This is a genomic window from Aeromonas sp. MR7, assembly GCF_963899385.1.
In the GTDB taxonomy this organism is placed as follows: domain Bacteria; phylum Pseudomonadota; class Gammaproteobacteria; order Enterobacterales; family Aeromonadaceae; genus Aeromonas; species Aeromonas bestiarum.
This window is the reverse complement of the sequence record NZ_CAWQXH010000014.1, coordinates 1-23,964: the sequence shown is the minus strand read 5'-3', so window position 1 is coordinate 23,964 and position 23,964 is coordinate 1. Positions and strand designations below refer to the sequence as shown.

Sequence of the window (23,964 nt, the reverse complement as noted above, 5' to 3'; positions counted from 1 at the left end):
CGGTTTCACGCCAAGGATGGGCTCATGAGGATAAGGTTGTGCTGTTATCTGCTGCTGATGTCGTGCCTGGGTTCGGCGCAGGCAGATCTCGCCAGGCTGGAGTACCTGACCGAGGAGTACCCCCCCTACAACTTCAGCGATGAGGCCGGTCAGCCCAGCGGGCTGGCGGTCGAGTTGTTGCGGATGGTCTGGCAGCGCAGCGGCACGCCTGCCCAGCCCATCCGCATCCTGCCCTGGGCGCGAGGCTACTACCTGCTGACCCAGAAACCCAATGTGGTGCTCTTCTCCACCGCCCGCACCGACACCCGCGATCCCCTATTCAAATGGGCCTGCCCCATCGGCTACTCCGAATACATATTGCTGGCCCACAAGCAGCGCCATATCAGCCTGAACGCCCCCGAGCAGATGAACGCCTACCGGATCAGCGCAGTACGGGCCGATGCCTCCGAGCAGTTGCTGCTCAACCGGGGCATGGATGAAACCCGCATCATACCCGCCAACCGGTTGAGCCAGGCCCTGCGCATGCTGGTGTCGGGCCGCGCCGATCTGCTGGCCACCAGCAAGCTGGCGGGCTATGACGCCATCAAGGCGCTGCAGCTCAAGGCCGACGACTTCAATGTGGCCCTGGTGCTGGATGCCGAAGAGCTCTGCTACGCCTTCAGCCGTCAGGTGGATGACGACGTGCTCAAACAGTTCCAGCACGCCCTGACCCAGGCGCTGGCCTCGCCGGAGTTTCAGCGCCTGCGACTCAAATACCTGCCCGCCCCCTGAGCCTAAAGCGGCCTGGACTCGCATCCCCTTGATTTAAGCGCCGATCTGATTGGCGAATTACCATGATTTGGTAACACTTGAGGATGAAGGAACACCCCATCAGGATGGCCAAGATGAAAAAATGGATTGGAATAGCCGCGCTCATGTTTACCGCCATCACCCAGGCCAGCCCTGAACTTGGCAAGCTGCACTACCTTACCGAAGAGTACAAACCCTACAACTTCTCCAACGAAGCCGGCACCCCCACCGGCCTCGCCGTCGAGCTGCTGCATCAGGTGTGGCAGAAAACCAACACCCCGCCCCAGACCATCACCATCATGCCCTGGGCACGGGGCTACTACCTGCTGACCCAGAAACCCAATGTGGTGCTCTTCTCCACCGCCCGCACCGAGGCGCGGGATCCGCTGTTCAAGTGGGCCTGTCCCATCGGCTATGCCGAGATAGTGCTGATGGGGCTGGCCAAGAACCCGCTCCCCCTCACCAAGCTGGAAGATGCCCAGCAGTACAACATAGGGGCGGTGCGCGCCGACGTGGGGGAGCAGCTGCTGCTCAACAACGGCTTTGACGAGCAGAAGATCATGACCGCCAACCGCCTGCCCCAGGCACTCAAGATGCTCACCTCGGGCCGGGTCGACCTCATATCCACCAACAAGACCACCCTGATGGATCTCATCGCCACCCAGCAGCTGGATCCCGCCCAGTTCAAGGTGGCCTGGATGCTGAGCTCGGAGCAATTCTGCTTCGCCTTCAGCCACCCGGTCAGCGACGAGCTGGTCAAGGAGTTCCAGAACGGCCTGACCCAGGTGCTGGCCAGCAGCGAATTTCAGCAGATCCAGGGCAAGTACTTCCCCGCCCGCTAGGCGAACCCATCACGCGGGGCCCATGGGGCCCCGCGTGATGTCTGGTGTCGCCATGGCATAACGCAAGCCCTTTACCCAGCCCCGCAACTCGACAGCATTCAGGCAAGCCCCGCCTAACGCCCACCGGCCTTGCCCCTGATGGCTTGCGTCCAGATCTGCATGGCGGGGCGCACCAGCCAAGGTCATGCGGCCCGCCGCTGCCACTCGTCCCCTTCCAAATCGCCACCGAAACCTTGCGCGGGCGCAAAAAACCATTCAATTCTGACACTTGCATCACTAATTCAATGGAATTCCATGGATCGGGCCGAGACGGCTCCGTAAGATAACCACGGTGCCTGTTGGCCCCCTTGTTCCCTCTGATGGTCAACAGCGCATTGTGGTAGCGACAGCCAGGGGCGGTAGCAACTGTCGCGGATAGAGAGGGAGTGTGTACCTGCAAGCCGCCCCGTTTGGCCCAACGCCCGATATGAATCGGGGCTATCAGGTTATTTGACCCGCATCAGGCGATGACGGATGTCGCCCAGCTCGAACTGGATCACCTGAGCGCGCTGCATGGCATCGACCCGCTGCAGCATGTCGGCGTTGTACTGCTTGCGCCGCATCCACTGCATGGGCTCCTCGAAGCTGCCTTCATTAACGATAAAGGTATCCGTGTAGGTGTCGTTCACTATGCTGACCACCCAGATGCGCTGCTGAAACTCCGAGAGTTCGGCAAAGAGCGCGGCCCCGCGGGTCGCGAGCCAGCGCCCTGCCTGGACGATCCTGTTTTTACTGTCGACGAGCCGGTTTGTCATAACTGATTGAGGTTGGATAAGAGGAAAGTTCGGCATCCTAGCATCCAGGGGGACGGGGCACCAAGCAGCGGGAGGAGTCGCCCCCTCCCATTCGGGCGAGACGTTGGGGGCAATATGCACGTAGGGTGCAATAAGCGCAGCGCATTGCACCACGGCAACAATCCCCTCTCCCCTTGCGGGAGACAGGTAGGGTGCCAATAAGCGAAGCGCATTGCACAGGCAACTTATTGGCATGGCTTCGCCATGCAGGACACGAGGGCGCTGCCCTCGACGGGGTTTCGCCGCCGCTGCGCGGCTTGGCGAGTGACTTTGGAAAGGCCCGCTCTCTTTGGCAAATAACACCAAAGGTCTTCCCCCCCATTTATCAGGGGATCAACTTATATTGAAGACCAGTGAGTGAGGATTTATTCGTGATACAAACACCTTTATAAAAGACCTCACAAACCCAATTAACCACATAATTCAACCGAAATATATCTTATTATATTCGGATAGGAGGTAATATGTATCTGAAAGAGCTAAAAATAATAAACTTTAGAAAATTTGATAAAACTGGCAGCAGTATCTATTTTGTAAAAAACAACCCTATTACCAACGATGAAAATAGCGAAGAGAGCCCGAGCATTGCGCATTCAACAACTTTAATAATAGGTAAAAACAATTCAGGAAAGACAACAATATCTTCATGCCTCAATAAAATATTAAGTGAATCAAGATTGTCAGGGAATGACTTTAATTACTCTCACATCAGTGATGTTCTTTTGTCTTATAAGGAAAACCAAGATTTATCTCCGCCCTTAAACCCCTATATGAAATTTACCCTTTTAATAAGTTTAAGTGAAGAGTCAGAATCAGAGTGCCTATATAATTTCAAAAACATATTAGATATAAAGTCTATAGAGTCAGGAAAGCTAGACTTTGAGATATCAATTAACTATAAAATTAAAGATGAACAGTTTTTTAGTAATCAGATAAGACTACTTATATCTAAATACAAAGATGAAGACACTTTATTTAGAGAAACCCTGACTCTATTATCAAATACAGATTTCAAGAAAGAAATCCGTAACTCATCAGGAGTGATATTATCTAACAGTGAATTCTCAATACGAAATGCATTGGAACTAAAACTGATAAATTCAAATTTCAGGGATGAGAAAACAGACCTATCCAACATTTTCAATAAAATCATTAAATATAAAATCAAAAAACAAAGTGAACTCAACTCAAGTTCTGATGAACCTAACCAAGATAATAATATTGACAGAAGCATAATAGATATAAACAACCTTGTTAAAGAAAATATAAGCACTCCACATAGTACATTTGTTAACAAGGTCTTACATGGAATTATAGACAATGGAAACTTAGCTGTTAATTTACAACCTGAGCTGACTTTAGACTCTATCCTAAAAAACATAATCACTTATGAATATAAAGATAGAAACCATTTTATTCCAGAAAGTCAATTTGGCTTAGGATATTCAAACCTGATCAAAATCATTGGCGAAGTGATAGACTTCATAGAGAAATACGAAGAAGATCAACACAATGGAAAAGTTAACCTTATTTTTATTGAAGAACCTGAATGTTTTATGCACCCCCAAATGCAAGAACTATTCATAAAAAACATTGATGATGCTATTAGTGCTATTTTAGAGAGCCAAGAGAAATCAATTAATTTACAATTAATAATAACTACACACTCACCACATATACTGAACAGTAAGATACAGCACAGCGGTTCATTTAATAATATCAACTACATAAAAAATACATCCAGTAATAGTTGCACTATAAAGCCTTTAAGAGATAGTGTCATAACATTAAACAACACCACCACCATAGAGGCGCCTGAAAATATTGGCCTGAATGAAGACGAGTTTCATTTTCTAAAAAAACATTTAAAATCAAAATGTGCTGATTTATTTTACGCCGATGCAATAATAATGACAGAGGGTATAACAGAGGAAACTTTGCTTCATCACTACATTGATAATGATCCTCTCCTTTCTAAAAAATGCATTTCTATTTTTAATATCAACGGTGCTTTCGCTCATATATATAAACCATTGATTTCTTTTTTAGAAATCCCCTGTCTAACGATCACAGATATAGACATACAAAGAGATGATGGAGATAAGAATCAAGTAGTAAGCCTAGACAAAAGAAAGACAACAAATGCTGTGTTGATAAAATATCTGCCCAAGGAAGACATAATTGAAGAATTCTTTTTAAATAATATGCTAACTCCGATTAAAGAAGATATGTTTTATCTCGCATATCAAAACGAGGCTATTAATGGATTTTATCCCACTAGCTTTGAAGAGGCTCTCATCTTAACCAACTATCAAAATTCTATAGTACAAGAAACCCTATCAAAGATATTTCCTCAAGTGTCAAAGCAGTTTTCTGTAGACAAAGAAGAACTCAAAAACAAATCATATGAATGGCAATATCGACTTGCAAAAAATAAAAGTGAGTTTGCAAACACTTTACTGTTTAAAATGACAAACCAAAAAGATTTTAAATTACTACCTATCCTACCTAATTACGTGACCAGTGGTTTATCATGGTTATCATCTCAACTAACTGCATGAAGGTCATGAAAAATGAATAACCTAAAAGAGAATAGTGATCTTCTTGCCACAGAAAAAGAAATATTTTATAAATTAAGATCTACGTTAGATAACAAGACTAGTTTCATCTTTAAGGCTGGAGCTGGTTCAGGGAAAACCTTTTCTTTAATTCAGTGTCTACAACATCTTATTGCTTACCATAGTCATATGGCTATGATACAAAATCAGAAGTTTGTATGTATAACTTATACAAACGCTGCTGCGAATGAAATCAAAGAACGACTAGGTAACTATTCTGAACTCTGCCACATATCGACAATACATGATTTCCTTTGGGAAACCATAAAATCACAACAGAATGCATTAATAGAAATACATAAAGAAAAAATAGAATCTGAGATATCAACTCTCAATTTAAAACTAAAAGAAAAAAATTTATTGGATTGGATTTTATCTGGGAGTAATCACGGCGATGATTTCCGGTCATTTTCACTTAATGATGAAAATAGTAACCGGTTAAAGAAATACTCAAGGTCCAATGAAATAATGGCTGAGTTTTCAGATGAACTTAAATCCATCGGATATACATTAAAGAACAATACAGGAAGATTCAAAGAATCCTTTAAGCTATTAAGATTGATAGAAAAACTAAAACAGGCAAAGTGTAAAATTGAACAAGGAGAGATAAATCAAATAAAATACACACCGGATATTAATATAGATATCTTGTACAAAATGTATTTTAGCCATGATACTCTTTTAGAATATACACATAAATTATTTAACAGATATGCTGTACTAAAAGAGATATTTATAGCGAGCCACCCTTTCGTTCTTATAGATGAGTTTCAAGACACTCATGAACTTGTGATAAAAACATTTAATCTACTTCAAGAGCATTCAAAATCTAAAAATTATAATTTTACTGTAGGGTATTTTGGTGACGAGGCTCAAACAATATATGTTGATGGCGTCGGTGATAAAATATATTCCCTTCATAAAGACCTTATTGAAATAAATAAAAACATAAATAGACGCTCCTTCAATGAAATAATTAAAGTTATAAATTCAATTAGACGTTCTGATCCTCAGCAATCTATTTATAACGGTGCCGATGGTGGGCACGTGTCCGCTTACAAGATTACCAACAATCTAAGTTTATCAATAGAGAATATAATTCTACGATTTTGCTGCGAAGTAATTAAAGATCGCCCTGTAGATTTTTTAGTTTTAAAAAATGATTCTTTAGCAGAACTCTCAGGATTTAAAGATCTCTACGACTCTTTCAAGAATTTTTTCCGCCATGATGAAGTAGCTCAAAAAACTATAAGCACAGATCCAAGAAGACTTCACTGGTGTATACGTGACATCGCCAATTTAATTTCTCCATCGAGAATACTAGAACAGAGTGATGAATCATGTCCTATTAACTCAATCCTTCCCTCTAGCAGAGAACATGTTACGATAAAGGAATCTCGAGAGTATATATCGCGATTGAGAGAACTAGCCTTAGTTAGACACAGAAATCTTGGCGAATACATACAGCATTTAAACAAAATAATAACTGAAAATCCTAACGATATAATGAGTGACCTTATTATTCAATCAAAACCACGCAATCTACAAGAACTAACTATAAGTTCACTACATGACTTCATCTATAATAGCCTCCCTGAAAATTTAAGTTGGGATGAAGAAACAAGGACAGGATTTATAGAAAGAATCATCAATACTGATTTTCAGCAGTTTTCAAAATGGCATGAGTACATTACAGCATCAATTAAATCATCAGTAAGATATCATACATGTCATGGTTCAAAAGGTCTTGAATATGACAACGTCGTTGTCGTCATTGAAAACTCATTTAATAGAGATCCTCAATATTTTGAACGGTACTTTTTAACTCCTGAAGAGTATATCAGCCAGAGAAACTTATTATACGTATCATGTTCCAGAGCGATTAAAAATCTTTATTTACTATTTGCAGATGATATATCCACATATCAGGATGAATCCGAAAAAATATTCGGAAAAACTATCGACTTCATCATTCAATGAAAAAAACCGCAGCCCCAGGGCTGCGGTTTTTTTATTGGGTCAACCTGTTGAGCAACAGGGCAACCAGTCTTAGGCACGGCGCCAGCTGGTCTTGCCAGCGCTGTCTTCCAGCACTATGCCCATCTCGGTGAGACGGTTGCGGGCGGCGTCGGCGGCGGCCCAGTTCTTGTCGGCGCGGGCCTGGTTGCGCTGGGCGATCAGTTGCTCGATCTCGGCCACTTCGTCATCGGCCTCATTGCCCTTGAGGAAGGCGTCCGGGTCTTGCTGCAGGATACCGAGCACGGCGCCCAGTTCACGCAGACGGGCACCCAGGCCTGCGGCAACTGTGATGTCTTCGGCCTTCTGGCGGTTGATATCGCGCACCAGATCGAACAGGGCGGAGTAGGCTTCCGGGGTGTTAAAGTCGTCGTCCATCGCTTCCTTGAAGCGAGCCACCTGCTCGTCACCACCGGCGGCGGCAGCCACCGGCAGGTCGCGCAGGGCTGTGTACATGCGCTCCAGCGCGGCGCGGGCCTGCTTCAAGTTATCTTCCGAGTAGTTGAGCTGGCTGCGGTAGTGGCCGGACATCAGGAAGTAACGCACGCTCTCGGCGTCGTAGTGGGCCAGCACATCGCGGATGGTGAAGAAGTTGCCAAGGGATTTGGACATCTTCTCTTTATCCACCATCACCATGCCGCTGTGCATCCAGGTGTTGACGTAGTCGCCACCATGGGCGCAGCAGGACTGGGCAATTTCGTTCTCGTGGTGCGGGAACTGCAGATCCGAGCCGCCGCCGTGGATGTCGAAGTGGTTGCCAAGGTGCTTGGAGTTCATGGCGGAGCACTCTATGTGCCAGCCAGGACGACCCGGGCCCCAGGGGCTTTCCCAGGTCGGCTCGCCGGGCTTGGACATTTTCCACAGCACGAAGTCGAGCGGGTTGCGCTTGGCATCCACCACGCCCACGCGGGCACCGGCTTGCAGCTGCTCCAGATCCTGGCCCGAGAGCTTGCCGTAATCGGCGTAGGAGTCGACGATGAACATGACGTCGCCGTTGTCGGCCACGTAGGCGTGATCCTGCGCGATCAGGCTCTCAACCAGCTCGATGATTTCACTGATGTGCTGGGTGGCGCGGGGCTCGACGTCCGGGCGCACCATGCCGAGGGCATCAAAATCCTGGTGCATGTCGCCGATCAGGCGCTCGGTCAGATCGTCACAGGTGACGCCGGTCTCGGCGGCGCGCTTGATGATCTTGTCATCCACGTCGGTGACGTTGCGCACGTAGTTGAGCTGATAACCGCAGTAACGCAGGTAACGGGCCACCACGTCGAAGGCGACGAAGGTGCGACCGTGGCCGATATGACAGTGATCGTAGATAGTGACGCCACACACATACATGCCCACCTTGCCCGGGTGGATAGGTTTGAATTCTTCTTTTTGACGAGTGAGTGTGTTGTATATCTTCAGCATCTTATGACCACTGCCTGTGAGTAAAATGGCCTGCCATTCTACCCGCATCCGGTGGAGAAAACGAGGCAGAAAACAGGGCGGATCCGGCCTCACAGCCATGTCAGCGCTATGCCAGACGACCACTATGGGCTAGAATTGCCACCACTTTATGCCATAGCCCATGCAACAAGCTGCGAGCCGCTTATCTGCCCGCGCAACTTTTGCCCAAAGAATGAAAGGACATATCATGGTTACTCTGCACACCAATCACGGCGACATCACTCTGACCCTGAACGCGGAAAAAGCCCCGGAAACCGTGGCCAACTTCCTGCAATACTGCCGTGACGGTCACTACGACAACACCATCTTCCACCGCGTCATCGACGGCTTCATGATCCAGGGCGGCGGCTATGCCCCTGGCTTTGAAGAGAAAGAGACCCGCGCCTCCATCAAGAACGAAGCGGCCAACGGTCTGTCCAACAAGATTGGTACCGTCGCCATGGCCCGCACCATGGAGCCGCACTCTGCCAGCGCCCAGTTCTTCATCAACGTGAACAACAACGACTTCCTCGATTTCAAATCCGCCACCACTCAGGGCTTCGGCTACTGCGTATTCGGTGAAGTGACCGCCGGCATGGACGTGGTCAACAAGATCAAGGGCGTCAAGACCGGCAACGCCGGCCGCATGCACCAGGATGTACCGGTAGAGGACGTGGTGATCACCAAGGTGACCCTTGCTGACTGATCTCTGCCTTCTGCGAGATGAACTGACTGCGGCCCCGGCCGCAGTTTTTCCATCTGCACTTGCCACGGGCCCGAACTGGCGTCGCCTCGACTATCTGGCCCACGGCAACGGGCGCCAGCGCGCGGCCCACGCCCTGCTCACCGGTACGCCCCTGTGGCGCGAGTTGCAAAGCCAGTGTCTGGATGTGGCGCTGGTGAGCACCCTGGCCATCGGGCTCGACCGGCCCGGCAGCGATCTCGACATCCTCTGCCAGCATGCAACGCCCGCCATACTGGCCGCCCAATTTGCCGAACTGGGCTGGCAACGCCGCGCCCTGGGCAGCGACATCTGGCTGCTGGAGCAGACCCTGACCGACGCCGATGGCCGCAGCTGGCCCATCGAGCTCTATGTCACCCCGGCGAGGGTCGAGACCCTCAACGGCTGGCGCCACCTCAGCCTGATGGCCGCCCTGATCGAGCACTTTGGTCACCCCTTTTACCGCACCCTGCTCGCCCTGCGCCTGCAGCAAGGGCTGAAAGGGGAAGCGGCCATCTGCCGCCTGCTGAAATTGTCCGGCGATCCCTATCAGGCGCTGTTGACCCTGGAAGGCCGCAACCTTGACCAGTTTGACTGGCACCCTCACCCTATGACCCATACAGCCATAATCGGGGCACCTCGCACGCCATCATGAGCACCCTTTTTATCAGTGACATTCACCTGTGCAGCGATCGGCCCGACATGACGGCCGCGCTGGTGCACTTTCTGGAGCACGACGCACCCGGTGCCGACGCCCTCTATGTACTGGGGGATCTGTTTGAATTCTGGATTGGCGACGACGATCCCAATCCGCTCCACCAGCAGATCGCAGAGGCCTTTGCAGCCCTGAGCCAGCAGGGGGTGCCCCTCTATTTCATTCACGGCAACCGTGATTTCATGCTGGGCCGCCAGTTTGCCAAGCGGGCGGGCATGACCCTGCTCGGCGACCCTTGCGTCATCGAGCTCTATGGGGAACGGGTGCTGCTGAGCCACGGCGATCTGCTCTGCACCCGGGATGAGGGATATCAGAAGTATCGCCGCATCACCCAGTTCAAGTGGCTGCGCTGGCTGTTCTTGCGGTTGCCGCTGAGCCGCCGTCAGGCCATCGCCCACAAGATCCGTGGCCAAAGCCGGATGGAGAAAACCGTCAAACGCCAGACCATCATGGATGTGACGCCACAGGCGGTGGACGAGATGCTGCGCCAGCATGGCTGCAACACCATGATCCACGGCCACACTCACAGGCCCGCCATTCACGACTTCAGCCTCGACGGTCAACCGGCGCGGCGCATCGTGCTGGGAGACTGGTTCGAGCAGGGATCCGTGCTGGTGTGCCGCCCCGGCGAGCAGCGCCTCGAAGTACGGGCCCTGCCAGGGGCCAGTGCCTGAGCGACCACTGGCCAACAACGCCGGCAAACGGCCATGAAAAAGGCGGGATCATCCCGCCTTTTTGCTTTTGCTCTGCGGCCAGCCAAGCGCCTTTCGAGCGCAGTGCGCCTTACATCACCGTCATCTGCCCCGCATAGAGGATGAAGTAACGCAGCAGCAGTATCCCCACCAGACTCAGGCTGCAGATGAGCGCCAAGCGGGCGGGCTGGTGCGCCTGCGCCTTGTCGCCAAATAGCCCCAGCGACTGGGGCAGCACTATGCCAAGGCCTATCACCCCGAACCAGAACACCTGGGACCAGAAACCGCCGCCGATCGCCGCCCACATGGCGACTTCTCGCTGACCACCACCGAAGTAGAGGCCGGTGAAGAAGCAAACCAGCAGGAAGATCTCGATGGCGACGATGGGCCGCTCGAACCTGTGCACGAAACTCACCCCCTGGCTGTGGCCATCCTCCCGAAACAGGGTCACCGCCAGCAAGATGGTGGAGGCCACCCCAGAGCTGATGCCGGACACCAGAAACAGTGCGGGCAGCACGGGGTTGTTGAGCATGGGATAGGTCTTGAGGGCGGAGAGCAGAAAGCCGGTGTAGGCCCCGAGCAATACCGCCAGCAGCAACAGCAAGGGGCCGAGCAGCCGTTCGAGCTGCGCAATCTTGCCAATCAGGGTGTCGACAAAGGCGAACTTGTCCGCCAGCCACTGCCGACGCAGCGCCGCGATCTCGGCTCTGAACACCACCGCCAGCCAGGCGAACAGCACCGCCATGTAGATCTGGAACAGCATGACCCCCATCGACATGACGGAGTCGAACTGGTAGTGGAACATCAGCTTCCAGAAGGTCCAGGGACGAGCCAGGTGGAAGATGAGGATCAACAGGCCGAATATGACGCTCACCGGCGCCAGTATGGCGGTGGCCCTGATGATGCCGCTCTCGCTGCCAACGCCTTGACGCCGCAGCAGCACCGACAAGGTGGTCGACCCCGCCGAGATGCCGAGCAGGAACAGGTAGACGGCGATGGGGCCGTCCCACACCAGGGAGTCGAAGTGGAATGCGTCATGCCACATGGTGTACACCTCCCATCAGACAGAAACCAGCAGACAGATATGCGCTCATGATGCCACCTCCCCTTTCGGCACCCGGTACATCTTGGGCGAGGTGCCGAGGAACTGTTTGTAGCGATAAGTGGTCTCCTGCACCAACCGCCTAGCGATGGGGCTCTGGGGATCGTCCAGATTGCCGAACACCAGCGCCTTGGTGGGGCATGACTCCACGCAGGCGGGCTGCTTGCCATTGGCCAGATTGGTCTTGCGGCAAAAATCGCACTTGTCGGCAATGCGGGTCACCGGGTTGATGAAACGCACCTGATAGGGACAGGCCGCGAGGCAATAACGACAGCCGACGCAGAGATCGGGATTGATGTCGACTATGCCATCCTCGGCCCGGATGTGGGAGGCGCCGGTCGGACAGACATGCACGCAGGGGGCATTGTCACAGTGCTGGCAGGATTTGCGAAAGAAGCGGTACGCCTGATCCGGATACTCCCCCACCGGGCCGCTGCGCAGGATCTGCAGCCGGGCGACCCCTGCTGGCACCTGATTGACCTCGCGGCAAGCATCCATGCAGGCGGTGCAGCCGATACAGGCCGTCTCGTCGTGGATCATGCCGTAGCGTACGCCCTCTATGGTCATGCTGTTGGCAAGGGCACGGGGCGAACCTGTCATCAGGATCAAGGCGCCGGCACTCATCCCCACCATGAATTCGCGACGGGTCGTGCTCATGCGCCCTCCTTGACGGCAGCCTGCTGCCTGGCCTCGTGCTGCTTGCTGTGGCAGTCGACGCACAGCTTGATGCGGGACTTCTCTGGGATGCCGACCATGGGCTCCTTGGCCGGGTGCAGCTGGTGGCAACTGGTGCAGCTCACCCGGGTGGCGTGCACATCGTGGGCCCACAGCGCCTTGCGCAGATCGTCCGGCTCATGGCAACTCATGCAGACGCCGTTCTGCTGGCTGAGAGGAAACGCCTCGTTGCCAAAGCGCATCACATCCACCATGCCGCCGCGCTGTTTGCGGTGATCGGCCGACGCATTGCCGTGACAGTTGGTGCAGGTGACCTGTTCACCCGTGTTGGGGTTGGTGACGCTGCCGTGCTTGCCGTGCATCCCCTCCTCCCCGTCGTGACACTTGTCGCACTTGGCAAAGCGGGCAGCCGCTTTCCTGGCGGCGGCCTTTTTCTTCTCCGCCTTGGCCTGACGTTCGGCCAGAGTCGGCTGATCGGCCTGCGTGGCCTGTGTGTTGGTGGTCTGGGTGTCGGTAGCCGGGACCACCTCGGCCCTGGCAAACTGGGTGGTGCCCAGGCAGAGGCAGCCGAGCAGCAGCCACTTGATGACATCTTTCATAGGAAACTCCGGATCAGGGACACCCGGCGGGTGTCATCTCCCCCAGTGCGCAAAAAAGGAGCTGACAACAGCTCCTTTGACGGTCATGACCGGGTAGCAGGAGCACACCCCGCCGGCGGGCGGCAGGGTGGCTGCGTCAATGGGAGTGGGTGCAGCGACGGTTACTGCTGGCTCGCGTAGTACTCGGCCAGCGCCTTGAGATCCGCATCGCTCATGGCGATGATGGCCTTGTTCATCTTCTCGTCGTTGCTGCGCTTGCCAGCCTTGAACTCCTGCAGCGAGGTCAGCAGGTAGCCCTTGGGCTGACCGGAGAGGATGGAGGCCTCGTCTTCCACCACTGAGCCCCCTTCCGAGTGACACTTCTTGCAACCGGACTCTTCGTGAAGCTTCTGCCCCGCCTTGGCCAGCGCCGCATCGAAGGGCTGCTTCATCGGCTTGTAAGGCAGCTCGGCATAGTGGGCCGCCAGCTCGTCGATCTGCTCGTCGCTAAGGCCCTTAACTATGTCGGTCATGTTCCCCTGCTTGCTGGTGTCACCGGTGACATGATTAACGGTCTTGGCAGGGCGCCCATCCAGGTAGGTGCGCAGCTGCTCGCTGAGGTTGGCCTCTGCCAGCCCGGCGATGGTCGGGATGTCGTTGTGGGTGCTGATCCCCTGACTTCCATGACATGAATTACATGTCTCCACCAAGGAATCCATGCTGGCATGTGCGGTGCCAATGGAGCCCAACAGTAACGACAATCCCAGCATTTCAAGTTTCATACTGCGTTTCATTTCTCATCCCTCGTGCAGAAAAGACCTAAAAATCTCAATCGAAACAGACATTTTTTTCTCTCAGCTTACTTTGAGATCCGTTTTTGAGACTTCGGTCAACGCCGGTTAATATATAAACCTTACAATTAAGATGGAAATTATTTATACAGTATTAAGTCCTCGTTTGACCCTTAAGTAGTATGTTTTTGGGAATTTTTTGACTTGGCTCATACATGGAACAATAAGTCCGATAAAAAAGGATAAAACAATGAAATACTGGAAAGTATTGGTGGCTGCAGCAATGGTGTTCGCCCTGTCGTCCTGTGGTGGCGGTGGCGACGGAAACGACAAGACAGATCCACCGCCCCCCCCGCCCGGTACCCCGGACTCGCTGATCATCTCGGCATCCACTCCCCAGTTAAACGAAAGCGGCCAACTCTCGGTGCAGTTCAGCGTCACCGACAAGCAAGGCAAGGGTTATGAGCTGGGAACCACACTCCCCTCCTTCACCCTGACCAAGGTGATCCCCGGCCGTGACGCCGCGCGGCAAGACCCTGTCGTCTGGAAGAGCTTCATCTACAGCACCAAGAACAACCGGCCGACTGGTGAAAACAGCGGCAAGCTGGAACCCCTTGGCAGTGGCCAGTACCGCTACACCTTCTCCTTCAATGCCACCACGGTGCGCGACCCTTATCCGAGCGATTCGCTGGACAACAACGGCTTGATCCGCTGGGATGAGGCAGCGACTCACCGCCTCGGCATCTACTTCGGTGGCAGCAACGACATTCCGGTCACCGACTATGTGCTGGACTGGGTGCCCGCCGGCACGGCGCCACTGCTGACCCGCGACATCCTGGAGCAGCAGAGCTGCGACAGCTGCCACATGAAGCAGCCGATCCACCACAGCAACCGCGCCGATCCCAAGCTCTGCGTCACCTGTCACAACGAGAGCGTGCCCGGCAGCGGGCGCGGCGATCTGACCACCCTGGTGCACAAGCTGCACGGCAATCTGGACCCGACCGCCACCAAGCTGGTGAGCCACTTCCCGCAGGATCCGCGCAACTGCGACACCTGCCACAAGGAGGTCACCCCGACCACGCCGAACGCCAACAACTGGCAACATGCCCAGGAGAAACCCTGCGGCGCCTGCCACGCGGACTCCACCACAGCGACCGGTTACGTCAGCCACATCAACGGCAAGATCAACAGCGGCACCCTCTGTACCCAGTGCCATGCGGAAGAGCCGGGCAACACCAAGTCCCCCAGCAGCGTGCACATGGGCTATCTCGCCAATGAAGCCGCCGGTCGCGACAAGCTGGTGTTCAAGTTTGACGACGTGCGCTATGCCGCGCCCAACATAGAGGTCGAACTGACAGTGACTGCCAATGGCAGCCCGGTCGAGACCATGGATGGCGTGCTCAAGTACATCAAGTACGGCGATCTGGCCAAGGCCCCCTACATCCTGGTCAACTGGGATCAGGGCAGCGGCTTCGAGCTGGCCTACACCAACCCGCAAACCTTCGTCACCGGCAACAAGATTGACTTCACCAAGTGCGAGAGCCAGGGCGGCGGCAGCTTCCTGTGCCGCAAAGAGGTGGGCAACGAGGTCACCGGCACCCTGGCGGCCACGGTCGCCGAGTTGCAGGTGTGCGTGGCCCGCAAGGCGGATCGCAACGGTGCCTTCGCCGCCGGGGATCTGCTCCTCTGCAGCAGCACCGCCAGCGCCCTCTCCTACGTGGCCATCAACCCGGCCAAGGCCTACTTCCGGGTCGAAGGCGGGGTCGACGGCAGCTATGTGCTCAAGGCGGGCGCGGATCTGACCTCCTGCAACGGTTGTCACAAGGATCTGGCCATCCACACCAAGGGGAACGCGGGCTCGGCCCACGCCTCCAAGGACTTTGCCCAGTGCACCAGCTGTCACAACGCCACCCGCAGCTCCTTCTACGCGGGCGTGCCGGGCGACCTCAAGTACCACGTGCACTCCTTCCACGCCTACGGTTCCCACCGCAGCGGGGACGCCACCTTCCCGGGCAAGCTGAACAACTGCGAGTCCTGCCACACCAAGGCGCAATACAACCTGCCCAACCAGCAGAACGAGCGCCCCTCCCTGGTGAGCACCACGGCAGACAACAAGCAGCCCAAGTTCTTCAGCCCGACCCTGGTGGTCTGTGCCAGTTGCCACCTCAAGTCGCCGCTGGGTCTGGTCAAGCCGGACAACCCGGCCGCCGGGGACGAGTGGGCAACCCACATGAAGAACAACGGCGCCATCTTTGGTGCAGACACGATAGAAGCCGCCACCGGGGTTGAACAGTGTGCGTCTTGCCATGCCGTCGGGCAGGAGCAGGGCGTCGACAAGGTTCACAAGGTGTATGACTTCCGTTGAGACCACCAGGCCAGGGGACTTGCCCCTGGCCCTTTGCCGTTGAAGGACACGATATGAAAATAACCACCCCGCAGTGGCTCCTGGCGGGTTTGCTGGCACTCAGTTGCCTGCCTGTCTGGGCCAAGAGTGATGCCCAGCCGGCGGCGGCCGATGCCGATCCCCGCCTGCAGGTCGAGGCCACCCTAGACCAGAAATTCGATCAGGGAAAATACTCCCCCAAGGGCGCCGATACCTGCCTCAAGTGTCACGATGCCGACTCGCGCAAACCCGCCACCGGCATCTTCCACAATGTGCACGGCAACCTCGGCAACCAGAATGGCCCCATGGCGGACAAGCAGTGCGAAGCCTGCCACGGCCCCGCCGGCAACCACCCGCGCAACCCCCGCAAGGGCCAGCAGCGGGAACCCATGATCACCTTCGGCCCCGACTCGCCGGTCCCGGTGGAGAAGCAGAACAGCGTCTGCCTCTCCTGCCACACAGACGCCAAGCGGATGGGCTGGCATGCCAGCGCCCACGCGGTGGAGGATCTCTCCTGCACCAGCTGCCACAGCCTGCACCAGGCCAAGGATCCTGTGATGGACAGCAAGAAGCAGGTCGAGACCTGTACCAGCTGCCACGCCCAGCAGAAGGCCGATCTGCACAAGCGCACCAGCCACCCCATCCTCAATGGCGAGCTGCCCTGCTCCAGCTGCCACAACCCGCACCAGTCGCAGAACGAGGCCAGCCTGAAGCAGCCCAGCCTCAACGAGAGCTGCTACGAGTGCCACGCCGAGAAACGGGGCCCCTTCCTGTGGGAACACGAGCCGGTGACCGAGGATTGCTCCCTCTGCCACAGCCCGCACGGCTCCATCAACCAGGCGCTGCTCAACAAACGGGTACCGCAACTGTGTCAGGAGTGCCACAGCGTGCCCCATGCCAACGTCTCCATCCCCGAGGGGGATCTCAAGGTGCGTGGCGGCAGTTGCCTGAATTGTCATAACCAGATCCACGGGACCAACCACCCCAATGGTCAATCCCTGCGACGCTGAGGAGAGAAGTCATGAAATATTCAACACTTTGGCTCTCCCTGCTGGCGATCTGTTCGGCCCAGGCGGCCGAGCAGCCGCTGGCAGTCGGGGATTACTCCCTGCAGCAGGCCAAGCCGGCCAAGACCGAGCGCTGGAGTTGCAAGTCATGCGAGCGCGACGAAGGCTGGTTTGGCGAGGTGGGGCTGGGGGCCGGCTATGCCAACGATGACGGCGCCACCCGCTTTCGTAACTGGGTGCCCAGCCCGCAGGACAGCGGCATGCTCGGCATCTTCAACGCCGATCTGCAATACCGGGGAGAAGGCTCCCGCTACGGCTCCCTCGAGGCGAAAAACCTCGGCATGGAGCGCTTCAGCCTGGCGCTGGAGCAGGGTCACTATGATGGCGTTCGTGCCAGGCTGGGCTACTCGGAGTCCCCCTTCTACTGGAATTCCCATGGCCGCAGCGTCTATCAGCCGGGAGAGAGCCCGCTGACCCAGGGCCAGCTGGCCGAGTTCGACAAGGAGGTGGTACGCAAGAAGCTGACCGCCGGGCTCGCCTATACGCCCAAGAGCCCGTGGCGCCCCTATGCCGATTTTTCTCATGAGAAAAAAGAGGCCACCCTCGCCTACTACCAGCCGACCGTACCCGGGGTCGGCGGCGTGCCCGGCCTCCTGCCCAAGCCCGTCGACGGCACCTCGACCACCCTGGTCAAGAGCGGCGTCAGTTATCTGGGCAAGGGCTGGCTGGTCGATCTCGCCTACAACAGCTCCCTCTACCGCACCGATGACACGGCCCTCTATTACGGCAGCGTCACCGACCCTTACGCCAACGAGCGCGCCTATGAGCCGGACAACAACTTCCACCAGCTGAGCCTCTCCGGCCAGTACAACTGGGACAGGCAGAGCCTGACCGGGCGTGTGCTCAGCAGCCAGGCCAGCTCCAACGGCAGCCTGACCGCCTTTCGCAATGCCCCCGTCGCCCAGGATGACTTCCACGGCGAGGTAAGCACCCTGCAGGCCGACGCCAAGTGGGTGGGCCGCTTTGGCCGGGATCTCACCCTGCGCGCCGGTGGCGAGTATCGGGATCGCAAGGACAAGTCGGACGAATACGCCGTGGTCGGCAAGCAGCGCGGCAAGAGCGATCGCACCCGCAGCAAGGCGGATCTGGAGGCCGACTACCGGCTCAGCCGCGCGGTCAAGCTCACCACCGGCTACCAGTACAAGGCCGATCAGCGGGAGCAGGCCGACCGGCGCGACACCGACGAGCACACCCTGTTCCTCAAGGGGCGCTATCGCCCGGCCGGGGCGCTGCAACTGGGCGGCAAGCTCGCCTGGAGCACCCGCAACGGCTCTGACTGGCGCCATGACAGCGACGGTGGCAACGGCAGCCCGACCCTGCGCCAGTTCTATCTGGCGGACAGGGACAGGGTGGAGCTCAGAACCGATCTCGGCTACCAGTTCAGCGAGGGGCTGGATGCCAGCCTGGAAGGCTGGTGGGCCAAGGATGATTACAAGGAGCCGGACATAGGGCGCAGCGAGGGCAAGGACTATGGCCTCGACCTCACCCTCAACCAGCAGTTTGACGACAACCTGAGCGGCCATCTGTTCAGCAACCTGCAGTGGATAAGCTCAGCCCAGAACCATGCCTACACAGGCGCGCCGGACTGGGATCCCTACAGCACGGCGGTGCGCGACGAGATCACCACCCTGGGGCTGGGACTGACCCAGAAGAAGGCGTTTGACCGGGATCTGGAGCTGGGGTTCGACTACAGCTTCGCCTATGGCCGCGGCAAGACGGACGCCGGCAAGGGCTATGACTACCCGGATCTGACCAGCAAGCAGCACAGGCTGGAAGGCTATGCCCTCTATCAGCTCACCAAGCAGCACTCGCTGCGCTGGGATGTGCGCTACGAATACTTCCAGGATGTGGATTACCTCTACACAGGCGAAGAGCGCAACCTCGGCAACCTGAATCAGGACTACAACGGCTACTTCACCGCCGTCTCCTGGCTCTACAAGTTCTGACCGCTGGCAGAGCAAACCAAAGGGGAGCCTGGCTCCCCTTTTTCTTGCCTGATGAAGGGCCCCATACTCGCCACCCCGGCCTGAGGCTCGCTGATCTGGCCATGTCGCTTGTGGGCTCAAGCCTCCCGTAACCATCAAGATGCTTTGGGGTATTCGGGATGCTCGGGATGCTCGGGATGCTCGGGATGCTCGGGATGCTCGGGATGCTCGGGATGCTCGGGATGCTCGGGATGCTCGGGATGCTCGGGATGAATGACCCCACCAGCCACCTGATATGGCAACCTCTTTGCGCGCAATGCGCATCATCCTGGCACCAGGTCTGATGACGGGGGTCATGAGGGTGCGTTGTTTCACCCGCTACCCGCGTTGTGTGAGCCCCATCACCACGCCCACGACTTATATAGAGGAACATGAGCACCGAGTCGGGACAGCTGTCTCGCCAACCATTTCAACAAGTTGAGGTTCCTATGCCTGACAACAATACCCTCGCCCATCCCCTCGATGCCAAGAGCATCAACGTCAACGACCCCTATGAAATGAAGCTGTGGATCAAGACGTTCGAGTGCACCGAAGTCCAGCTGAAAAGAGCGGTGAAAGCCGTCGGCACCTCGGGCAAGGCCATCAGAAAGCACCTCAAAAAATAAAGGCCGAATAAACATCACCTGACAACAAGCCCCACCCGCGGGGCTTTTGCATTCAAAGAGATGGCTGAAGCGCTTGGCAGCGCCCAGACCGACATCGCTAATCTCTTCGGGCTAGTGCTGCAACGATGAACCTGGTGGAGCAACAACATCCATTTCCCAGCGGCATGCCGCATGAAGGGAGCACAAGCAGGCCAATGAAGATTGCCCTCCATCAGCCACCCACAATGGCGCTGCCGGTGTCAGTGCGAGCAGATCCAGGAAGTCGCCACCAAATACCCTCTCCATCTATCCGTTTGCTCACATACCCCGTCAGACTTCATCCGGCATGACCATACGCATAGGGCGAGTCCCTATCTTGGCCCCTGTGACCTCATCCACCGCGATGGCTTTGATTTCTGTGCCCGTTTCAGCATCGAGGAAACGAACCAGTTTGCCACCGCCTCTGTGCTGGCGTCCCCACGCGCCAATCATGAAGAGCACCGGCATAAAGTCGTGACCGGCAGCGGTCAGCAGATATTCCTCTCGTGGCGGATGCTCCGAGTAGCGCCGCTTCTCTAGCAGCCCCTCCTCAGTCAGGGTCGCCAGCCGGCGGGTCAGCATAGTCGGGGCAATACCCAGACTTTTTCTGAATTGGTCAAAGCGGGTAAGGCCCGCATGGGCATCCCGCAGGATCAATATGCTCCATGAATCACCCGCGACAGCCAAGCTGCGCGCGATCGGGCAGGAGAGATTGCAATTATTTTCCATGTTCATACTGTTTTGATAGTGACTTGTTGGTGAATCGAACGTATCGTTAGTACTAATTTGATACTAACACTTTGACTATGTGCAATCCACCCGGCACTGAGGTTTCATTGATGAGCACGAACGACAGAAGCATCGCCCCGGCAACCGGAGCATCTTCAGGTACCGGCGCAGCAACTGCGGTACCACAGATAGGCAATGTGGCATGGAAAGATGTACCGACCCGCACGGTTGACGTTGGCGGTGTACCTTTCGCCTACCGGGCCCTCGGTCCCGACTCCGGCGTGCCTGTGATCTTCCTGCACCACCTGATGGCCGTGCTCGACGACTGGGATCCCCGTGTCATCAACGGCATCGCCGCACAGCGTCGGGTTATCGCCTTTGACAATCGCGGTGTGGGTGCCTCGGGGGGAGTGGTGCCGCAGACTATCGAGGAGATGGGGCGCGATGCCATCGCCTTCATCCGTGCCTTGGGACTTCGCAGCGTCGATCTGCTCGGATTCTCATTGGGCGGTGGCGTAGCCCAGATGGTGGCCTTGCAGGCTCCTGACCTGGTGCGTCGGATTGTCCTGGCTGGCACTGGACCACGGGGGGGGGGCGGTATCGATGGGATCACCAGCATTGCCGTCATCGCTTACCTCAAAGCGGCGCTCACGCTGAGCGATCCGAGGAATTTCTTGTTTTTCCCCCGCACGCCGGATGGCAAGCGCGCTGCAAAAGACTACTTCTCCAGGCTGAAGGAGCGCACAGATAACCGTGACAAACCCATTTCCCTGCAGGCCAGACAGGCACAACTCAAGGCCATCAGAACTGCAGGATTGAGTGTGCCAGATGACCTATCTGTCATCACACAACCGGTGTTCATCGCCAACGGTGACCGTGATCTGATGGTCGACAGCCGCCATTCGGCTGACATGGCTCGCCGTCTGCCGAATGCCAAGCTGACTATCTACCCGAATGCCGGGCATGGGGGCATCTTCCAGCACTACCAAGCCTTTGTGCCAGCTGTGCTGGATTTTCTGAGTGACTCCAGTGATCCGACATGAATGAAAGGCCAAAGATGAAAAGCCAAACAATGAAAGCACTCACCTTTAAACGCTATGGCAAGTCGCCCGACATCGGGCTCACCGACCTGCCCCGTCCCACGCTTAGGCCCGACGAGCTACTCGTTGAGGTCCACGCTGCGGCCGTGAACCCGATCGACAACATGATCCTGACCGGGATATTCAAACCAATACTGGATTTCCAATTTCCGGCCACTGTAGGGAGCGATCTGGCCGGAGTGGTGACTGAGGTCGGCAGCCGCGTGACGCGCTTCAAGCCAGGCGATGCCATCTTCGCAAACATCTTCGACCTGGGTACGGGGTCGATCGCTGAGTTCGCGGTGGTGCCGGAAAGCGCAGCCGCATTGAAACCGGCCAATCTGGACTTCGTGCAGGCGGCATCTATCCCCATGGTCGGGCTCACCTCGTGGCAAGCGCTGAGGGAGCGAGCACATCTTCGGGCTGGCCAGAAGGTGTTCATTCCCGCGGGAGCTGGCGGCATCGGCACGTTCGCTATCCAGCTGGCAAAACACCTTGGCGCCAAGGTGGGCACCACCACCAGCACGGGCAACGTTACACTGGTGCGCAGCCTGGGCGCCGACGAAGTGGTCGACTACAAGAAACAGGAATTCGAGAACGTGCTGCGCGGTTACGACGCCGTACTCGGCACCATCAGGGGGGATGCGCTAGAGAAGTCCATTGGCATCCTCACGCCGGGGAGCAAGATCGTCTCGCTCGTTGGGCCGCTGGACGCCGCATTCGCGCGTGATCGACGGCTGAACATAGTGCTGACCTGTGTGTTCCGGTTGATGAGCCGCAAGATCATGCGCCTTGCGAAGAAGCGGGACGTTACCTACTCCTTTCTCTTTGCGCGCCCAGATGGGGCTCAACTTGCCGCAATCGGCAAACTCCTCGAGCAGGGACACATCCGGCCCGTGATCGACAGGGTGTTCCCGTTCGAGCAGGCAAAAGAGGCGCTTGCCTATCTGGCCCAAGGCCATGCCAAGGGTAAAGTCGTCATCAAAATGACGTAAAAAACCAACTGAATACCAAGAATTTAATCACCTGATTGATAGAGGAATACCATGAACTCATCTCGAAAAGTCGCGGTTGTCACCGGTGCGTCATCCGGTATTGGCGCCATCTACGCGGATCGTTTTGCCCAACGTGGCTATGACCTATTGCTCGTCGCACGGCGCGGTGACCGCTTGCAGCGTCTCGCTGCTCGGCTTGAGCAGACATACAGCATCAAGGCTGACACCCTGGTGGCCGACCTTGAGAAAGAAACCGACCTCGCGGCCCTGGAAAGCATCCTCGCGGGTCATTCCGCCATCAATGTACTGGTGAACAACGCCGGTATTGCCAAGCTGGGCCAAGTTGCCGACGCACAGCTGAAAGACTCACTGGCACAGATCACATTGAACATCACAGCACTGACGCGCCTGACGCAGGCCGTGCTGCCGGCGTTCAAGGCACGCAACGAGGGGGTCATTATCAACATTGCCTCGGCATTGGCACTTCATGCGTTGCCGGTCAGCGCCGTCTACAGTGGCACCAAGGGCTTTGTTCTCAACTTCAGCCGGGGTCTGCAGCAAGAACTGGTCAATACCAATATCAGGGTGCAAGTGGTGCTACCCGCGGCCACAGCCACCGATCTTTGGGATATTTCCGGGGTACCACTGGCAGCATTGCCGCAAGAAACTGTGATGTCGGCCGAGCATCTTGTCGACGCCGCCCTCGCCGGTTTCGACCAAGGCGAGTCGGTCACGTTACCGTCTATGGCAGACACAGGCCTGTGGGAGCGATTCGACGCTGCACGCGTCGAACTGTTTGACGCGATGCAGACCAGTCAGCCTGCACCCAGGCTCCTTGCCCTCTGACCATGGCCGGGCCATTGAAAAAGGTATGAAAGCGCCACCCCGCGCGAAACCTGTGCTTACCTGGTCAAACTGTGGAGCCTGACCCGAGCCGCCCTCAAGCGGAGCGATACCCCCGTCTATGGCTTTCGGATCTGCGAACCGCACCATGACGGCACACCGCACTGGCACCTGCTGCTTATGTGCCCCGCCGACAAATGGCGGGTGATCAGCACCCTGCAGCATTACGCCCTAAGCCATGACCACCAGGAGCTGGTGCGCAACAACCAGGGGATTGTAGTGGTCTAATCATCCCGGACACCGTTTTAGGTGGTACAGTCGCCACCATTACTTGAGGTGTTCAATGACAAGATTACGTCGCTCATTCACTGCCGAGTTCAAGCTGGAAGCCGCATCCCTGGTGCTCGACCAAGGCTATTCCGTCCCCGAAGCCAGCCGTTCACTGGATGTCGGCGAAACC

Annotated in this window: 23 protein-coding genes and 1 pseudogene; 16 read left to right on the top strand and 8 right to left on the bottom strand. The window is 55.7% G+C overall.

Annotation, left to right across the window (positions count from 1 at the left end; genetic code table 11):
* Nucleotides 1–24: 24 nt before the first annotated feature.
* Both AACW87_RS11455 and AACW87_RS11450 read left to right on the top strand, forming a co-directional pair.
* A complete protein-coding gene (locus tag AACW87_RS11455) occupies nucleotides 25–771 on the top strand; it encodes a substrate-binding periplasmic protein (protein ID WP_042866059.1) in 747 nt (248 codons plus the stop codon).
* Between the two features lie 113 nt (nucleotides 772–884).
* The gene (locus AACW87_RS11450) at nucleotides 885–1,631 is read left to right on the top strand and encodes a substrate-binding periplasmic protein (RefSeq protein WP_042866075.1); all 747 of its coding nucleotides are present in this window, start codon (nucleotides 885–887) and stop codon (nucleotides 1,629–1,631) included.
* Nucleotides 1,632–2,116: 485 nt separating this feature from the next.
* Here AACW87_RS11450 and AACW87_RS11445 read toward each other — a convergent pair whose 3' ends face one another.
* Nucleotides 2,117–2,425, bottom strand: a complete 309-nt coding sequence (locus AACW87_RS11445; RefSeq protein WP_241326780.1) for a hypothetical protein — start codon at nucleotides 2,423–2,425, stop codon at nucleotides 2,117–2,119.
* Nucleotides 2,426–2,928: 503 nt separating this feature from the next.
* Between AACW87_RS11445 and AACW87_RS11440 the strand changes: the two genes are divergently transcribed.
* Both AACW87_RS11440 and AACW87_RS11435 read left to right on the top strand, forming a co-directional pair.
* On the top strand, nucleotides 2,929–5,025 hold the full coding sequence (locus AACW87_RS11440; RefSeq protein ID WP_241326779.1) for an AAA family ATPase: 2,097 nt from the start codon (nucleotides 2,929–2,931) through the stop codon (nucleotides 5,023–5,025).
* A 12-nt stretch (nucleotides 5,026–5,037) separates the two neighbouring features.
* The gene (locus AACW87_RS11435; protein WP_241326778.1) at nucleotides 5,038–7,062 is read left to right on the top strand and encodes a UvrD-helicase domain-containing protein; all 2,025 of its coding nucleotides are present in this window, start codon (nucleotides 5,038–5,040) and stop codon (nucleotides 7,060–7,062) included.
* A 69-nt stretch (nucleotides 7,063–7,131) separates the two neighbouring features.
* On the opposite strand, the gene cysS is transcribed toward AACW87_RS11435, so the two are convergent.
* Complete coding sequence (gene cysS, locus AACW87_RS11430) at nucleotides 7,132–8,508, bottom strand: cysteine--tRNA ligase (RefSeq protein WP_241326777.1); 1,377 nt, start codon at nucleotides 8,506–8,508, stop codon at nucleotides 7,132–7,134.
* A 226-nt stretch (nucleotides 8,509–8,734) separates the two neighbouring features.
* Here cysS and AACW87_RS11425 point away from each other — a divergent pair, with 226 nt between their 5' ends.
* From AACW87_RS11425 to lpxH, 3 genes are read left to right on the top strand one after another with little or no spacing between them, the layout of a single operon-like run.
* Nucleotides 8,735–9,232, top strand: coding sequence for a peptidylprolyl isomerase (locus AACW87_RS11425; protein ID WP_042866052.1), 498 nt, complete (start codon nucleotides 8,735–8,737; stop codon nucleotides 9,230–9,232).
* A complete protein-coding gene (locus AACW87_RS11420; protein WP_042866049.1) occupies nucleotides 9,222–9,902 on the top strand; it encodes a DUF4269 domain-containing protein in 681 nt (226 codons plus the stop codon). The genes AACW87_RS11425 and AACW87_RS11420 overlap by 11 nt, the downstream gene beginning before the upstream one ends.
* Nucleotides 9,899–10,636 (top strand): UDP-2,3-diacylglucosamine diphosphatase, encoded by a 738-nt coding sequence (gene lpxH, locus AACW87_RS11415; protein WP_241326776.1) that lies wholly within the window; start codon nucleotides 9,899–9,901, stop codon nucleotides 10,634–10,636. The genes AACW87_RS11420 and lpxH overlap by 4 nt, the downstream gene beginning before the upstream one ends.
* 109 nt (nucleotides 10,637–10,745) lie before the next feature.
* Here the strand turns inward: lpxH and nrfD are convergent, their stop codons facing one another.
* From nrfD to pdsA, 4 genes are all read right to left on the bottom strand, one after another.
* Nucleotides 10,746–11,699: a cytochrome c nitrite reductase subunit NrfD gene (nrfD, locus tag AACW87_RS11410; RefSeq protein WP_241326775.1), complete on the bottom strand. Its 954-nt coding sequence runs from the start codon at nucleotides 11,697–11,699 to the stop codon at nucleotides 10,746–10,748.
* 45 nt (nucleotides 11,700–11,744) lie between these two features.
* Nucleotides 11,745–12,413: an Nrf-like electron transfer protein NetC gene (gene netC / locus AACW87_RS11405; protein WP_241326774.1), complete on the bottom strand. Its 669-nt coding sequence runs from the start codon at nucleotides 12,411–12,413 to the stop codon at nucleotides 11,745–11,747.
* Nucleotides 12,410–13,030 (bottom strand): Nrf-like electron transfer protein NetB, encoded by a 621-nt coding sequence (gene netB, locus AACW87_RS11400; RefSeq protein WP_241326773.1) that lies wholly within the window; start codon nucleotides 13,028–13,030, stop codon nucleotides 12,410–12,412. Before netB ends, netC begins: the two co-directional genes overlap by 4 nt.
* Nucleotides 13,031–13,191: 161 nt before the next feature.
* Complete coding sequence (pdsA, locus tag AACW87_RS11395) at nucleotides 13,192–13,803, bottom strand: periplasmic diheme shuttle PdsA (RefSeq protein WP_043140859.1); 612 nt, start codon at nucleotides 13,801–13,803, stop codon at nucleotides 13,192–13,194.
* Nucleotides 13,804–14,050: 247 nt separating this feature from the next.
* Between pdsA and AACW87_RS11390 the strand changes: the two genes are divergently transcribed.
* The 3 genes from AACW87_RS11390 to AACW87_RS11380 are packed head-to-tail and all read left to right on the top strand — an operon-like array spanning nucleotide 14,051 to nucleotide 19,196.
* On the top strand, nucleotides 14,051–16,165 hold the full coding sequence (locus tag AACW87_RS11390) for an OmcA/MtrC family decaheme c-type cytochrome (RefSeq protein WP_241326772.1): 2,115 nt from the start codon (nucleotides 14,051–14,053) through the stop codon (nucleotides 16,163–16,165).
* Between the two features lie 53 nt (nucleotides 16,166–16,218).
* On the top strand, nucleotides 16,219–17,193 hold the full coding sequence (locus tag AACW87_RS11385) for a DmsE family decaheme c-type cytochrome (RefSeq protein WP_241279879.1): 975 nt from the start codon (nucleotides 16,219–16,221) through the stop codon (nucleotides 17,191–17,193).
* 11 nt (nucleotides 17,194–17,204) lie between these two features.
* Nucleotides 17,205–19,196 (top strand): MtrB/PioB family decaheme-associated outer membrane protein, encoded by a 1,992-nt coding sequence (locus AACW87_RS11380; protein WP_241326771.1) that lies wholly within the window; start codon nucleotides 17,205–17,207, stop codon nucleotides 19,194–19,196.
* A 134-nt stretch (nucleotides 19,197–19,330) separates the two neighbouring features.
* On the opposite strand, the gene AACW87_RS11375 is transcribed toward AACW87_RS11380, so the two are convergent.
* Complete coding sequence (locus AACW87_RS11375) at nucleotides 19,331–19,492, bottom strand: hypothetical protein (RefSeq protein WP_241326770.1); 162 nt, start codon at nucleotides 19,490–19,492, stop codon at nucleotides 19,331–19,333.
* 171 nt (nucleotides 19,493–19,663) lie between these two features.
* On the opposite strand from AACW87_RS11375, the gene AACW87_RS11370 reads away from it, so the two are divergent.
* Complete coding sequence (locus tag AACW87_RS11370) at nucleotides 19,664–19,840, top strand: DUF3606 domain-containing protein (RefSeq protein ID WP_005314534.1); 177 nt, start codon at nucleotides 19,664–19,666, stop codon at nucleotides 19,838–19,840.
* Between the two features lie 309 nt (nucleotides 19,841–20,149).
* Here AACW87_RS11370 and AACW87_RS11365 read toward each other — a convergent pair whose 3' ends face one another.
* A complete protein-coding gene (locus AACW87_RS11365; RefSeq protein ID WP_098983637.1) occupies nucleotides 20,150–20,593 on the bottom strand; it encodes a winged helix-turn-helix transcriptional regulator in 444 nt (147 codons plus the stop codon).
* Nucleotides 20,594–20,697: 104 nt separating this feature from the next.
* Between AACW87_RS11365 and AACW87_RS11360 the strand changes: the two genes are divergently transcribed.
* The 5 genes and pseudogenes from AACW87_RS11360 to AACW87_RS11340 form a co-directional block, all read left to right on the top strand.
* A complete protein-coding gene (locus tag AACW87_RS11360; RefSeq protein ID WP_241326769.1) occupies nucleotides 20,698–21,630 on the top strand; it encodes an alpha/beta fold hydrolase in 933 nt (310 codons plus the stop codon).
* Between the two features lie 14 nt (nucleotides 21,631–21,644).
* Nucleotides 21,645–22,661, top strand: coding sequence for an NADP-dependent oxidoreductase (locus AACW87_RS11355; protein WP_241326768.1), 1,017 nt, complete (start codon nucleotides 21,645–21,647; stop codon nucleotides 22,659–22,661).
* Nucleotides 22,662–22,712: 51 nt separating this feature from the next.
* On the top strand, nucleotides 22,713–23,507 hold the full coding sequence (locus AACW87_RS11350; protein ID WP_241326767.1) for an SDR family NAD(P)-dependent oxidoreductase: 795 nt from the start codon (nucleotides 22,713–22,715) through the stop codon (nucleotides 23,505–23,507).
* A gap of 18 nt (nucleotides 23,508–23,525) precedes the next feature.
* Nucleotides 23,526–23,777: pseudogene (locus AACW87_RS11345) on the top strand (replication endonuclease); the annotation flags it as partial.
* 70 nt (nucleotides 23,778–23,847) lie between these two features.
* Nucleotides 23,848–23,964 (top strand): transposase (locus AACW87_RS11340; protein ID WP_241326785.1); only part of this gene is annotated, 117 nt, incomplete at its 3' end.

Coding starts and splice junctions, on each gene's coding strand:
- AACW87_RS11455 (WP_042866059.1), top strand. CDS start 25: ATGAGGATAAGGTTGTGCTGTTATCTGCTGCTGATGTCGTGCCTGGGT.
- AACW87_RS11450 (WP_042866075.1), top strand. CDS start 885: ATGAAAAAATGGATTGGAATAGCCGCGCTCATGTTTACCGCCATCACC.
- AACW87_RS11445 (WP_241326780.1), bottom strand. CDS start 2,425: ATGACAAACCGGCTCGTCGACAGTAAAAACAGGATCGTCCAGGCAGGG.
- AACW87_RS11440 (WP_241326779.1), top strand. CDS start 2,929: ATGTATCTGAAAGAGCTAAAAATAATAAACTTTAGAAAATTTGATAAA.
- AACW87_RS11435 (WP_241326778.1), top strand. CDS start 5,038: ATGAATAACCTAAAAGAGAATAGTGATCTTCTTGCCACAGAAAAAGAA.
- cysS (WP_241326777.1), bottom strand. CDS start 8,508: ATGCTGAAGATATACAACACACTCACTCGTCAAAAAGAAGAATTCAAA.
- AACW87_RS11425 (WP_042866052.1), top strand. CDS start 8,735: ATGGTTACTCTGCACACCAATCACGGCGACATCACTCTGACCCTGAAC.
- lpxH (WP_241326776.1), top strand. CDS start 9,899: ATGAGCACCCTTTTTATCAGTGACATTCACCTGTGCAGCGATCGGCCC.
- nrfD (WP_241326775.1), bottom strand. CDS start 11,699: ATGTGGCATGACGCATTCCACTTCGACTCCCTGGTGTGGGACGGCCCC.
- netC (WP_241326774.1), bottom strand. CDS start 12,413: ATGAGCACGACCCGTCGCGAATTCATGGTGGGGATGAGTGCCGGCGCC.
- netB (WP_241326773.1), bottom strand. CDS start 13,030: ATGAAAGATGTCATCAAGTGGCTGCTGCTCGGCTGCCTCTGCCTGGGC.
- pdsA (WP_043140859.1), bottom strand. CDS start 13,803: ATGAAACGCAGTATGAAACTTGAAATGCTGGGATTGTCGTTACTGTTG.
- AACW87_RS11390 (WP_241326772.1), top strand. CDS start 14,051: ATGAAATACTGGAAAGTATTGGTGGCTGCAGCAATGGTGTTCGCCCTG.
- AACW87_RS11385 (WP_241279879.1), top strand. CDS start 16,219: ATGAAAATAACCACCCCGCAGTGGCTCCTGGCGGGTTTGCTGGCACTC.
- AACW87_RS11380 (WP_241326771.1), top strand. CDS start 17,205: ATGAAATATTCAACACTTTGGCTCTCCCTGCTGGCGATCTGTTCGGCC.
- AACW87_RS11370 (WP_005314534.1), top strand. CDS start 19,664: ATGCCTGACAACAATACCCTCGCCCATCCCCTCGATGCCAAGAGCATC.
- AACW87_RS11365 (WP_098983637.1), bottom strand. CDS start 20,593: ATGAACATGGAAAATAATTGCAATCTCTCCTGCCCGATCGCGCGCAGC.
- AACW87_RS11360 (WP_241326769.1), top strand. CDS start 20,698: ATGAGCACGAACGACAGAAGCATCGCCCCGGCAACCGGAGCATCTTCA.
- AACW87_RS11355 (WP_241326768.1), top strand. CDS start 21,645: ATGAAAAGCCAAACAATGAAAGCACTCACCTTTAAACGCTATGGCAAG.
- AACW87_RS11350 (WP_241326767.1), top strand. CDS start 22,713: ATGAACTCATCTCGAAAAGTCGCGGTTGTCACCGGTGCGTCATCCGGT.